The sequence below is a fragment of the Fluviicoccus keumensis genome, assembly GCF_004217445.1.
GTDB classification, from domain to species: Bacteria; Pseudomonadota; Gammaproteobacteria; order Pseudomonadales; family Moraxellaceae; genus Fluviicoccus; species Fluviicoccus keumensis.
The window spans coordinates 416,755-429,677 of record NZ_SHKX01000010.1; the positions used below are offsets into that span (position 1 = coordinate 416,755).

The 12,923-nt window shown below is 65.4% G+C and carries 9 protein-coding genes; all 9 read left to right on the forward strand.

Annotated elements, in window-relative coordinates; genetic code table 11:
• Positions 1–83 precede the first annotated feature (83 nt).
• From EV700_RS02970 to EV700_RS03010, 9 genes are read left to right on the forward strand one after another with little or no spacing between them, the layout of a single operon-like run.
• Entirely contained in the window at positions 84–2,897 is a 2,814-nt protein-coding gene (locus EV700_RS02970; RefSeq protein WP_130410855.1) for a bifunctional glycoside hydrolase/polysaccharide deacetylase family protein, read from the forward strand.
• On the forward strand, positions 2,860–3,765 hold the full coding sequence (locus EV700_RS02975; RefSeq protein ID WP_130410856.1) for a tetratricopeptide repeat protein: 906 nt from the start codon (positions 2,860–2,862) through the stop codon (positions 3,763–3,765). The genes EV700_RS02970 and EV700_RS02975 overlap by 38 nt, the downstream gene beginning before the upstream one ends.
• Positions 3,762–6,569, forward strand: coding sequence for a tetratricopeptide repeat protein (locus EV700_RS02980; RefSeq protein ID WP_130410857.1), 2,808 nt, complete (start codon positions 3,762–3,764; stop codon positions 6,567–6,569). The genes EV700_RS02975 and EV700_RS02980 overlap by 4 nt, the downstream gene beginning before the upstream one ends.
• A 25-nt stretch (positions 6,570–6,594) precedes the next feature.
• A complete protein-coding gene (locus tag EV700_RS02985; RefSeq protein ID WP_130410858.1) occupies positions 6,595–7,125 on the forward strand; it encodes a penicillin-binding protein activator LpoB in 531 nt (176 codons plus the stop codon).
• A 25-nt stretch (positions 7,126–7,150) separates the two neighbouring features.
• Positions 7,151–8,515: a PelD GGDEF domain-containing protein gene (locus EV700_RS02990; RefSeq protein WP_130410859.1), complete on the forward strand. Its 1,365-nt coding sequence runs from the start codon at positions 7,151–7,153 to the stop codon at positions 8,513–8,515.
• Positions 8,508–9,524 (forward strand): tetratricopeptide repeat protein, encoded by a 1,017-nt coding sequence (locus EV700_RS02995; protein ID WP_130410860.1) that lies wholly within the window; start codon positions 8,508–8,510, stop codon positions 9,522–9,524. Before EV700_RS02990 ends, EV700_RS02995 begins: the two co-directional genes overlap by 8 nt.
• The gene (pelF, locus tag EV700_RS03000; RefSeq protein WP_130410861.1) at positions 9,521–11,074 is read left to right on the forward strand and encodes a GT4 family glycosyltransferase PelF; all 1,554 of its coding nucleotides are present in this window, start codon (positions 9,521–9,523) and stop codon (positions 11,072–11,074) included. The genes EV700_RS02995 and pelF overlap by 4 nt, the downstream gene beginning before the upstream one ends.
• Positions 11,074–12,444, forward strand: coding sequence for an exopolysaccharide Pel transporter PelG (pelG, locus tag EV700_RS03005; protein ID WP_130410862.1), 1,371 nt, complete (start codon positions 11,074–11,076; stop codon positions 12,442–12,444). Before pelF ends, pelG begins: the two co-directional genes overlap by 1 nt.
• Before the next feature lie 35 nt (positions 12,445–12,479).
• Entirely contained in the window at positions 12,480–12,863 is a 384-nt protein-coding gene (locus tag EV700_RS03010; RefSeq protein WP_130410863.1) for a RidA family protein, read from the forward strand.
• Positions 12,864–12,923: the final 60 nt, after the last annotated feature.

Sequence of the window (12,923 nt, forward strand, 5' to 3'; positions counted from 1 at the left end):
TGTCAAATTAACATCACATTCCTTATAATGAGAAGTAATCCACACTTTTAGGATACTGACAGGCTATTTACCTGCTACTTTTCATGGATATATGGACTAATGCCGCCGAGAACCTTGTCACGATGACCCTGAGGCCGTTCCTGCTAATGCTGCTGTTCTGGGGCATGGCTTTCTTGCCCGCCTCCGGTCTCGCGGCGGCCCTGCCCTCGGTGGCGCTCTATTACGGCGACCATCCGCCGCTGGCCGAATTGCGGGCGTTTGATGTCGCGGTGGTGGATCCGGATCATGTTTCCGACCCCGCGCGTTTCCGGCATCCCGCCAGCGCCCTGTTCGCTTACGTCAGCCTGGGGGAAGTGCATCCTTCCCGCTCCTGGTTCAAGGCCATTCCCGACGGCGTGCTGGCCGGCAGCAATCGCGCCTGGGGCAGCCGCCTGGTCGATCCGGCCAATCCGGCCTGGCAGTCCTTCGTCCTGGATCAGGTGTTTGCGCCGCTATGGCGGCAGGGTTATCGCGGTTTTTTTCTGGATACGCTGGACAGCTATCACTTGCTGGGGGGAACCCCGGCAGACCTTCGTCGTCGCGAGGCAGGACTGGCGCAACTGGTCCATGCCCTGCATAGCCGCTGGCCCGAAGCCCGGCTGATCATGAACCGCGGCTTCGAAATACTGCCGGAAGTGCATGACGATATCTGGATGGTGGCCGCCGAATCGCTGTATCACGGCTGGGACAACAGCGCCCGGCGTTTTGTCGATGTCCCCGAAAAAGACCGCCAGTGGCTCAAGACGCAACTGGATGTCGCGCGGAACACCTTCGGCAAGCCGGTTCTGGTCATTGACTATGTCCCCGCCGCCAACCGCGAACTGGCCCGTGAAACCGCCGCTCGCCTCAGCCGCGAAGGCTATGTGCCCTGGGTCAGCGTTCCCGCGCTGGACCAGTTGGGCGTCGGGAATATCGAGGTATTGCCGCGCCGGGTGCTGGTGATCTACAACCCGGCGGAAAGTCCCGACCTGCACTACGCCGACGTCCAGCGCTTTCTGGGCATGCCGCTGGCCCGGCTGGGGCTGACGCCGGACTATGTCCCGGTAAACGGGCCGCTGCCGGACTGGCCGCTGGTCGGTCGCTACGCCGGCATCGTCAGCTGGATCAACAGCGACGAGCTCCCCGACGCCGCCCGCTATGGCGACTGGCTGAAGCGGCAAACGGACAACGGCGTGCCGCTGGCCGTGTTCGGTCGTTTTGGCGTGGCGTATGACAGCACGCTCCTGCAATCCCTGGGGCTGCAGACCGTGGAGGCGGCCAAAGCCGGCGACTTCCGGATCGTGACCCAAGACCCCATGATGGGCTTTGAAATGCCGGTGACGCCGCGCGCCGGGGAAATTCCACCACTGCGCCTGCGGGGGGCCGCTCATCCCCTGCTGGGCATCATCTCCTCGGCCGGGCAGTTGTTCCATCCCGCCGCGCTGACCCCCTGGGGCGGCTTTGTCCTGGCGCCCTACACGGTCAGCTCGCTGCCGGGCCAGGACAACGGCGAGCGCTGGCACCTGAATCCGTTGACCTTCCTGCAACAGGCCCTGAAGCTGGACAGCCGCGTTCCGGTCCCCGATATCACCACGGAAAACGGGCGTCGCCTGCTGATGGTGCATATTGACGGCGACGGCTTTGCCAGCGCGGCGGAGCGACCCGGCGCCCCCGCCAGCGGCGAGGTATTGCGGGATGTCATCCTGAAAAAACACTCCCTGCCGACCACCTTTTCGGTGATTGAGGGCGAGACCGGTGCGGCCGGCCTGTATCCGGCGCGCTCGCCCTCCCTGGAAGCCGTGGCCCGGGATATTTTCAGCCTGCCGTGGGTAGAAGCGGCCAGCCACTCCTTTTCCCATCCCTTCAATTGGGGCAAGGCGGAAAGCAATCTGGACAACGGCGAAAGCTATCACCTGCCGATCCCCGGTTATGAATACCGCGCCGACCGTGAAATCGCTGGTTCGATCAACTACATCAACCGGCGGCTGACGCCGGCCGCCAAACCGGTGAAGTTGTTCCTGTGGACCGGGAACTGCGTCAGCACACCCGAGTCGCTGGCAGAAACCGTCCGCGCCCGAGTCCTGAACATGAATGGCGGTGAAACCACCATCACCCGCACCCAGAACTCTTGGACCCGAATCGCCGGACCCGGCCTGCCGCGCGGCGAAGGCCTCTATCAGGTGTTTGCCCCGAACCAGAACGAGAACGTCTACACCAACCTGTGGACCGGGCCGTTCTATGGCTACCGGCGCGTCATCGAAACCTTCGAGCTGACCGAAACGCCCTACCGCTTCAAGCCGGTCGACATCTACTACCACGTCTACGCCGCCTCGAAGACCGCCTCCCTGAATGCGCTGGAGAGCGTGTACCGTTGGGCGGAATCACAACCCCTGCACCCGGTTTACGCCTCCGAATATGTCCGCAAGGTGCTGGATTTCAATGATTTTGTGGTGGCGCGCACGCCGGAGGGATACCGCCTGCGCGGCAACGGCGACCTGCGAACCGTCCGCCTGCCGGCAACCGCCGGGCTGCCGGACTTCGGCCGCAGCGTGAATGTGGCCGGGACCGCCCCCGGCCCGTCCGCCCGCTACGTGCACCTGACCACGGGTGATGCCCTGCTGGCGATGGGTGGTGAAAACACGCCCCTGCCCTACCTGGAGTTCGCCAATGCCCGCATCACCCGGCTGGAGCGGCTGGACACCGGCCTGAGCCTGGACATTCAGGGTTACGCGCCGCTGCGCCTGAGCTTCGCCAATGCCGCGCAGTGCCGCCCCCTGTGGAACAACCAACCGCTTCCGTTCACCCGTCAAGGCGACCGCCTGACGCTTGAGACTGCCCGCCATGATCTCGCTGCGCTCCAGATCCTCTGTCCGCGCTGAGCAGCGGCTGCGCTTCTCCGGACCCGGGCAGACGGCAGTCTTCGGCCTGACCGTGCTCTTGATCCTGCTGATGATGTTTCCCGGCCAAATCCTGCAGCGGCGGCTGGAGCACGCGGCGACCAGCGACTCGCTGACCATCGCCTACCTCATGGCCTGGCTGCGGGCCAAGCCGGAGGACGAACATGTCCGGCTGCAGCTGGCATCGCACCTCTACGCCAGCGGCGAAATCTACCGTTCATGGCATACCCTGGCGCCGCTGTTGCAATCGTCGGCGGCGCTGGAACCCGAGGACCGCTTCCGCACCGCCATGCTGCACCTGGATCTGCTGGAGCGCTTCCTGTGGACAACGCCTGCGAACAGCTCGACCTTCCTGCGCCGCCAGAGCGAATTCCTGGAGACCTTGCGCACGCTGTCGCTGGAGCCGGCCTTCCAGGACCGGCTGGAACACTTTGCGGAACGGGCCCAGGCGCTGGGAGAAACCACGCTGGCGCGGCGGCTGTACATGCGGCTGATTTTCAGCGACCGCCCGCAGCAGGCTGACTGGTACCGGCGGGCGGCCAACCTGGCGCTGGCGGAAAACAATCCGGTGCTGGCGGCCCGGATCCTGCTGATGAGCTTGCGTTTGCATCCCGACGCCGCGCAGACGCGCGCGCTCTTCCTGGAGGCCTTGCGCTTTTTTCAGGCCGGGAACCAGCCTGCGGAAGCCTTCAAGGCCGCCACCCAACACCAGGCCCTGCTGGAAAATGATCCGATCCTGCTGGAAGCGATGGCGCGGCTGGCGCTGGCCGCCAACCGGCATGATCTGGCCGAATACTATGTCGCGCTGCTCCTGAAGCAACGCATTCACCCCTTTGGAATCACGCCATGAAATCCTGTCGGGCGATCCTGTTACTGGGCCTGTGCGGTCCGGCGCTGGCCGCCGCGCCGCTGGAGGAACAGGCGGGCATCCCGCAAACGCCGTTTGAAAATACCCGCTATACCCTGGGTTTTGAGGTTTATGTGGCGGGCGGCAAATTGCCCGCCGCCTGGCAAGTGGCGCGTAAAGCCGTTGCGGAGCGCCCTTCGGACCCCGTCTGGCTGAAGCGCTACGCCCAGGTCTCGGAATGGGTGGGGCAACCGGCCGAGGCGCTGGCCGCATGGCTGAAGCTGGCGCGGCTGGGCGGCAGCGAGGAAAGTTGGTCCGCCGTGGGACGGCTGGCGCCGATGCTGCTGGATGACGAAGCGCTGCTGGCCTATCGCCAGCGGCTGGCCGGACAACGGCCCGGCGACCGCGATACCCTGCTGAGGCTGATCGAGACTTACGAGCGCCTGGGCAGGCCCGAAGCCGGACTGGCGTTCCTGAAAACCCTGGAGAACCGGCAGGCAGGATCGGTGGTGCTGGAGGCCGAAGCCACGCTCGCCGAACGCAGCGGCCAGGACGAAGCCGCCATTGCCGCCCTGAGCCGTCTGCTGGCCAGGACACCGACGAACGAGGGATGGCTGTTGCGGCGCGCCTCGCTGCAATACCGGCGCGGACAACTGGCCGAGGCGCGCGCCGGGCTGGCCGCCGTCGAACCGCGCATGCCGGTCGCGGCGACGGGCTATTGGCAGACCTACGCGGATCTGTCGCGTCTGCTGAATGACGGCGAGACCGCCCGCCGCGCCTATCAGGTCCTGGTAGCCCAAGGCAAGGACGGGGAAAGCGACCTCTGGAACTATGCCTCCCTGTTGCAGGATAGCGATCCGCTCGCGGCCGCAGGCATGCAGGAGCGGCTCTACCGGCGCTTCGGCCGGGATAACGGCGCGATCAACGCGCTGTCGCTGTGGCAGTCCGAGCATGCCTGGACGGCAATTGACGGTTTTCTGGACGGACTGAGCGCCGTGGAAAGCGCCCGTCTGTCCGCAAATCCGGCCTTCCTGGAACAACGCGCCCGCTATTACTGGCTGCGGGGCCGTCTGGCGGACGCCAGGCGCGATTACCGTCAAGGCCTGCAACTGTCACCGGCGTCGGTCCGGCTGACCCAGGGGTTGGCCGGGGTCTTGCTGGCGCAGGATGACGCCCCGGCCTTGCGGCAATTGCTGGTATCGCGGGATACGCTGGCCCGCCGGAGCGAAGCGCTGTGGCCGGCCTGGATTGCCGGCTGGCAACGTTTGCGGCAACCGGCGACCGCCTTGCCCTATCAACTGGCCTGGCAGCAACGCCACCCTGAAGATGCGTTGGCGGCATTGGCGCTGGCCGACACCCTCCAGGCCGTCAATCAACCCGAAGCGGCCGAGCGGCTGCGACGGTTGATCCTCGCCCGCGCCGGCGGATATCTGGACGCCGAAAGCCCGGAAAGACGGCAGCAGCTGCAGGATGCCCTGCTGGCGCTGAATCTGCCGCGCATGCTGCCCGACCGCGCCTGGCGGCAGCTGACCGCCCGCCGCCGCGCCGCGCCGGACACCTTCAGCCGCGACCTGATGCTGGGCTGGCTGCTGAATCACGAGGCGACGGACAGCGCCATGGCTCTGGCGGCGGAAACCTCCGCCGCACAACCGCTGCCGGGCTGGGCCGACCTGGGCTTTGCGCTGACCGCCGGGGATCGCGGAGCCATGGATGCATTATTGAACCAGCGGGTGGAAGAGCTGCCCGTCTATGACCGGCTGGAGGCGGCCGAACGCTTGCAACGTAACCGGCTGGCAACCGACCTGGCCTTCCGCACGCTGGAGGATGAAGCGCCGGACGATGACGAATTGCATCACCGTTTCACCCGTCTGGGCGCCGCCAACGGCCGACGGCTGGATGTGCAGTCACGACGCGGCCGCCAGAGCGGACTGGACCTGAGCGGTGTCGCCCTGGGCGGAAATATGCCGCTGGACGACCGTAACCGCCTGGTCTTCGCGATTGACGATGAACGTGCATCGCGCCGGGATCAGGGCCTATGGGGAACCGAGCCCGCCGCGCGCCGCGAATGGTCGGTGGGATTGAACCGTCAGACGCCGCGCAGCCGTTGGCATTTCGGCCTGCACGGGTTGGATGGCGTGGCCGCCAATAACGGATTCCGCGTTTCCCAGGATTACACGATGGACCGGACACTGGCGCTGGATTGGCTGCTGGACCGTCATGGCGGCAGCAGAGACAGCCTGGCGATGCATCTGGCGGGCATGGACAACCGCGCGGTCGCCGGGTTGCGCTGGACGCCCGATGGGCGCTTGTCGGTCAACGCCCGGCTGGAACAGCACCGCTATCAGGCCCAGACCGGCGAGGGTCTGGGACGGGGGCGCGTCATGGCGATCGATACCGGTTTCCGGCTGTTCGCCGCGCAACCGGATCAGGTTCTGAAACTGCAACTGGGCGTCGGGCAGTTCAGCGACGACGCCAACACGGTGTCTCCGCTGACCGCCGCACTGATTCCCGCCGGAACTGTCATCGACAGCCGGTTCTTCATGCCCGCGGACTATCGGCAGTGGGCCTTGGCCTGGGCCTTCGGACAATTGCCCGAGGACCGCCTGGCGCGCGGCTGGCGCAGTTTCGGCGAAATCGGCTTCAACCGCTCGGACAACAGCGGCAACGGCTACCGGCTGGAACTGGGGCTGCATGGCCCGGTCCTGGGCGGAGACAGCCTGCAGCTGCAGTTCCGCGCAGACCGTTCCGGGCTGAACCAGGGCAACGACACCCGCGAACTGCGGCTCGACTACCGGATTTTTTACTGATGATGAAGCACCCGAGGATAGAATCATGAAAACCGCGAAATTGCTGGCCATCACCTGGCTCGCCGCCGGCCTGACCGGCTGCGCCACGGTCTCCACCACCCGCTCGCCGGGGGTTGATCTGCAAGCGGCATGGGCGTTGGCTCCCGCCGTCAACAACACCGAAACCCCGCAGGCCGGGGCGCGTCTGGACAGCCTGACCGCCAGCCTGCTGCGGGTGCACGGCGTGCGCAACCTCAGCGTCTATCCCGCCGCGCGCAGCGGCGACGCCCTGTTTGACCAAGCCGACCGCGCCGCCCAGGAAAAGGCGATGGCCTGGGCCCGGGAACAGCAAGCCCGCTATGTCGTGGCGGGCAGTGTGGATGAGTGGCGCTACAAGGTGGGACTGGACGGCGAACCCGCCGCCGGCATCACCCTGTCCGTCACCGACCTGTCCACCGGCCAGGTGATCTGGAGCGGCAGCGCCGCCCGTACCGGCTGGAGCCGCGAGGCGGTCAGCGGCGTCGCCCAGAAAGTGGTCAACGAGTTGCTGGACCAGGCCTTGGTCCCCGCCCGTTAATCCCTTGGCCACAGGAAACCCGCGTATGCCCACCCTGACTCCCGGCCGTCTCGCCGCATGGTTTGCGCCCAAGCAATACAGCCGGCAGGCCGTCTACGAAGTACTCGGCTTTACCATCGGCAGCCTGATGCTGGCGACGTGGTCGCACCCGGACGATCCGCTGCTGACCAAGCTGGCCTTTCCCTGGCTGTGGCTGGTCTGCACGGTGCTGGCGCTGCGCTATGGCACGCTGGCGGCTTTCGGGTCGGTCGGGCTGATGGCGCTGACCTGGGTGCTGCATCAGTGGGTGACGCCGGCGGCGATCCCGTTTCCTTCCTCGTACTTCATGGGAGGGCTGGTGCTGAGCCTGGTGGCGGGCGAATTCTCGGATGTCTGGACCGCAAGGCTGCAACGGGTGCGCGAGGCCAACGTCTACCTCAATGAACGACTGGAATCGCTGACCCGGCGACACTACCTGCTGCGGCTGTCCCATGAGCGGCTGGAGCAGGACTTGCTGGTGAAGCCGCTGACGCTGCGGGATTCGCTGGCCGCCATGCGCCGGGCGCTGGCCGATGAGCCCGTGCGCAACCCGCACGACCTGCCGGAAGCGGCAACGCTGCTGAACCTGCTCAGCCAGAACTGCCAGCTGGAAGTGGCCAGCCTGCACAGCGTGACCGACGGACGGGTGGAAACCCGCCCCGCCGCCGTGCTGGGCGAAGTTTCCCCCCTGAACGCCAGCGACCCGCTGGTGAGCTACGCGCTGGATTGCCGGGAGCTCAGCCATATCCAGACCGACTCGCTCCAGCACGCCCGCACTGCCTACCTGGTGGCGGCGCCCTTGCTGGCGGCGGACGGCCGCTGCTTCGGCATCCTGGTGGTGGAGCGGCTGCCGTTCCTGTCGCTGAACGCCGAAACGCTGCAGTTCCTGAACGTGATCCTGGGCTACTACAGCGACAGCATCGGCATTCCCGAAGCCAGCTTCGAGGTGCTGCAACTGCTGCTGGGCCAGGAGTGCCCCATGGAATTCGGCGCGGAAGTGCTGCGGCTGGACCATCTGTTCCGCATCAGCGGCCTGCGCTCCAGCATTGCCGCGCTGGTGGTGCCGGAGTCGGCGCACCGGCATGATCTGGCGGCGGAAGCGCGACGCCAGCGGCGGCAGATGGACATTATCTGGGATCTGCACCTGCCCGACCGCGACATCCTGCTGACCGTCATGCCGCTGGACGATGAGGCCGCCGTCACCGGCTACTTCCTGCGCACCGAAAAGTGGCTGAAGGATTTGTTCGGCTATCGCAGCCTGGCCGAGTCGGGCGTGATCGTCCATGCCAAGCGCATCGGCGACCAGCAGCCGGCCGAGTTGCTGCACGCCCTGCTGGACCGCTGCCAACTGGAGACCGCACACCATGGCTAGCCCCAACGTCAAGCTGGGCATGGCGGCCGTCTCCCTGGAACTGAGCGCTGTCGCCCTGATCCTGCTGAGCTCCCGCGAACTGGGGGTGCTGCTCCAGTATTTCGCCCTGCATGCGCTGGCCTGCGCCTGCATCACGCCGCTGGCCTGGAGCCTGATGCCGGAGCAGTACCGGCAACCGCGCAACTGGGTGCTGGTCTTGCTGTTCAGCCTCTGCTTCTTTATCCCGGTACTGGGGCTGATGGGATTTGCCGTCGGCGCCATGGCGGCGGCGTGGATGCCGCAGTTGCACCGCCGCGAGGATTTCGAGGCGGTGGCCGCGCCGCATTACGAACTGCCGAAGAAGACACCGGTCAGCGGCTGGCGCTCCGGTCGGGTGCGACAACAGATCAGCGATACCGGCGCACCGCTGGAGCTGCGGATGAAAGCCTTGCTGGCCTTGCAGAACGTGCCGACCCGCCAATCTTCCGGCATCCTGCGCGAAGCGATGAGCGACAGCGCCGATGACTTGCGGCTGCTGGCCTACGGCATGCTCGACGCCCGCGAGCAACAACTGACCCAGCGCATCGAACAGGCCTTGCGCCGCCATGAGGCCGCCGCGAATGACACCGAGTCGCGCTATCTGGCCGCCCGCGAACTGGCCGAGCTTTACTGGGAACTGATCTACCAGGAACTGGTGCAGGGCGACATGCGCGATTATGCGCTGGGACAGGTGCGCCATTTCTGTCGCGAGGCGCTGGCGCACAAGGTGCGCGATACCGGCCTCTGGGTCATTTCCGGACGCATGCGCCTGCTGGCCGGGGACTACAATGGCGCGACCGGGGCCTTCGCCACCGCCATCCGCCAGGGCTTTCCCCGCGTGCGGGCCGCGCCCTATCTGGCCGAACTGGCCTTCAAGCGCGGCGACTTCGACACCACCCGTCAAATCATGCGCGAACTGCGCCCCGACGGAAAATCCCGCGCCATGCAGCTGTCCGCCGGATTCTGGGGTCAGGGAGGGCCGTCGGCATGACCATTGTCCGTCAAGGCACCCAAGCCGATATCGGCCTGTTGCTGGAAGGGACTTTCCCTTACGTCAGCGGCGGCGTCTCCAGTTGGGTCAACCAGATCATCCGCGGTTTTCCGGAGTTCACTTTCGCGCTGTGCTTCATCGGCAGCCGTCCGGAAGACTACGGCGACATGCGCTATGAGCTGCCCGACAACGTGGTGCACCTGGAAACCCACTACCTGCATGACGGCCGCGAAAAGCCGCCGGTGGTCAGCCGTCCGGGCGACGCCGCCGTCTTCCGCGAAGTGCGGGCGCTGCATGAACAATACCGCAATCCTCCGGCGGCGGGCGGCTGCCCGTCGATGATCGGCCGCATCCTCAGCCACCGCGCGCGCGGCGCTTACCGCGAGGAAGATTTCCTGTACAGCCGCGAGTCGTGGAACTTCATTACCGAACAATACCGCGCCCATTGCACCGACCCCTCCTTTGTCGATTACTTCTGGACCGTGCGCATCATGCACGCGCCGTTGTGGCGGCTGATGGACATTGCCGACCGTTTCATTCCGGTGCGCGCCTACCACACCATCTCCACCGGTTACGCCGGATTTCTGGGGGCCTTGCTGAAAGTGATGACCGGGCGGCCGCTGCTGCTGTCGGAGCACGGCATCTACACCAAGGAACGCAAGATCGACCTGTTCCAGGCGGAATGGATCCGCGACAACCGCGGCGTGCTGGAAAAAGACACCTCGGAAGTGGCCTATTTCCGCAACCTGTGGGTGCGGTTCTTTGAAGCGCTGGGCCGGGAATGCTACGCCAACGCCAGCCGCATCATCAGCCTGTACGAAGCCAACCGCCTGCGCCAGATTCAGGACGGCGCGCCCGCCGAACGCACCGAGAACATTCCCAACGGCATCAACCTGCCCGCCCTGCAACGGGTACGGGCCAGACGTCCGGAAGGCGTGCCGCGCACGGTCTGCCTGATCGGACGCGTGGTGCCGATCAAGGATGTGAAGACCTTCATCCGCGCCATGCGCACCGTCGCCAACCGCCTGCCCGACGTGCAGGCCTGGATTGCCGGACCGGAAGACGAAGACCCCGCCTATGCCCGTGACTGCCACACCCTGGCGACCGGTCTCGGGCTGACCGACACGGTCAAGTTTCTGGGTTTCCAACGCATTGACGACTTGCTGCCGCAAGTCGGCGTGCTGGCGCTGAGCTCCATTTCCGAGGCGCTGCCGCTGGTGATCCTGGAAGGCTATGCCGCCGGGGTTCCCTGCGTCGCCACCGATGTCGGCTCGTGCCGCCAGTTGGTGGAAGGGCTGGAAGGCCCCGACCGGGAACTGGGCCTCGCCGGACAGATCGTCGGCATTGCCGATCCGCAGGCGCTGGCCGAGGCCATCATCCGGCTGCTCGATGACCCCGAGGCCTGGCGGGCCGCCCAGGCCGCCGGCATTGCCCGCGTGGAGCGTTACTACACGCAGGAGCAGATGTTCGCGGGCTATCGCGAAGTCTACCGCACGGCGCTGGATGAATCGCCGCCCCTGCCCCCCGCAGCCGCCACGGAGAAACGCTGATGGCCGGAATCGGTTTTGAACTGCGCAAGCTGCTGAAGCGCGACAGCCTGATCGGCGTCATGCAGGCTTACACCTACGCGGGCATCATCAGCTCCGGACCGTGGGTGCTGTCCATCCTCGGCATTCTGGTGATTGGCGTGCTCAGTCTGTCGGTGGTGGTGCCGGACTCGCTGATCACCCAGTTCCAGGTCAGCGTCACCTACCTGATCTCGCTCAGCCTGATCCTGACCGGCTTCGTGCAACTGGCGTTCACCCGCTTCACCGCCGACCGGCTGTTCGAAAAGAAGGCCGACATCATCCTGCCCAACTTCAACGGGCTCTTGCTGTGGGTGACGCTGGCAGCGGGACTGCTGGCGACGCCGGCCATCGCCTTCCTGTTTCCGCAACAAACCCTGATGTACCGGTTGCTGATGCTGGCGGGCTTTGTGGTGATGTGCGATATCTGGATCGCCACCATCTTCCTGTCCGGGATGAAGCACTACAAGGCCATCGTCAGCCTGTTCGGCGTCGGTTACAGCGCCACCGTGGCCCTGGCGCTGCTGCTGCGACCGTTCGGGCTGGAAGGCCTGCTGGGCGGCTTCGTCCTCGGCCAGTTCGTGCTGCTGACCGGCATGGTGATCCTGATCCTGCGCAACTATCCCTCCGATCATTTCCTGGAGTTCCGCTTCTTCGAAAAGCGCTACCTCTACCCGACCCTGGTCGGGGTGGGCTTTTTCTATAACCTGGGCGTGTGGCTGGACAAGTTCATGTTCTGGTTCTATGACCCGACCAGCCACGCCGTGATCGGGCCGTTGCGCGCCTCGGTGATCTACGATATCCCGGTGTTTCTGGCCTACCTGTCGATCATCCCCGGCATGGCGGTGTTCCTGGTGAAGATGGAAACCGATTTTGTCGAATACTACGACAAGTTCTTTGACGCCGTGCGCTCGGGCGGTTCGCTGGAATTCATCGAGGACATGCGCAACGAGATGGTCTACACCGTGCGCCAGGGCATCTACCAGATCATCAAGATCCAGACCATCGCCGCGCTGGGCCTGTTCATTGCCGGGCCGTGGATCCTGGAGCAGCTGGGCATCTCGCCGCTGTACCTGCCGCTGCTGTTCATCAACCTGATTTCGGCAGGCTTGCAGGTGGTGCTGCTGGGCGTGATCAACGTCTTTTTCTATCTCGACAACCGCTGGATCGTGTTGTTCCTGACCGGCCTGTTCGTGACGCTGAACGCCGCCTTCACCGCCCTGACGCTGTGGCTGGGGCCGGAGTTCTACGGCTATGGCATTGCGGCGGCGCTGACCATCACCATCATGCTCGGCTTCCGTTTTCTGGACCGGGTGCTGGAGTCACTGGAATACAAGACCTTCATGCTGCAATAATGCGGGACTCGCAACCCGCTTTCCCAGGAGCCGCCATGTCCCGCCTCATCATCAGCACCCCCCACGCCCCGGCCGCCATCGGCACCTATTCGCAAGCCGTGCGCACCGGCGACACCGTCTACCTGTCCGGCCAGATCGCGCTGGACCCGCAGACCATGCAGCTGCGCGAGGGCATTGAAGCCCAGATCGTGCAGGTGTTCGACAACCTGAAGGCGGTGTGTGAAGCCTCCGGCGGCGGCCTGAAGGACATCGTCAAGCTGAACATCTTCCTGACCGATCTGGGCAATTTCGCGCTGGTCAATGAAATCATGGCGCGTTACTTCGTGCAGCCCTATCCGGCCCGCGCCGCCGTCGGCGTCGCCTCGCTGCCGCGCGGCGCGCTGGTGGAAATGGACGGCGTGGTGGTGCTGGGCGGCTGAATGCCCCGGCGGACGCCATGAAAAAGCCCGGCTTGATGCCGGGCTTTTTCATGGCCGTAA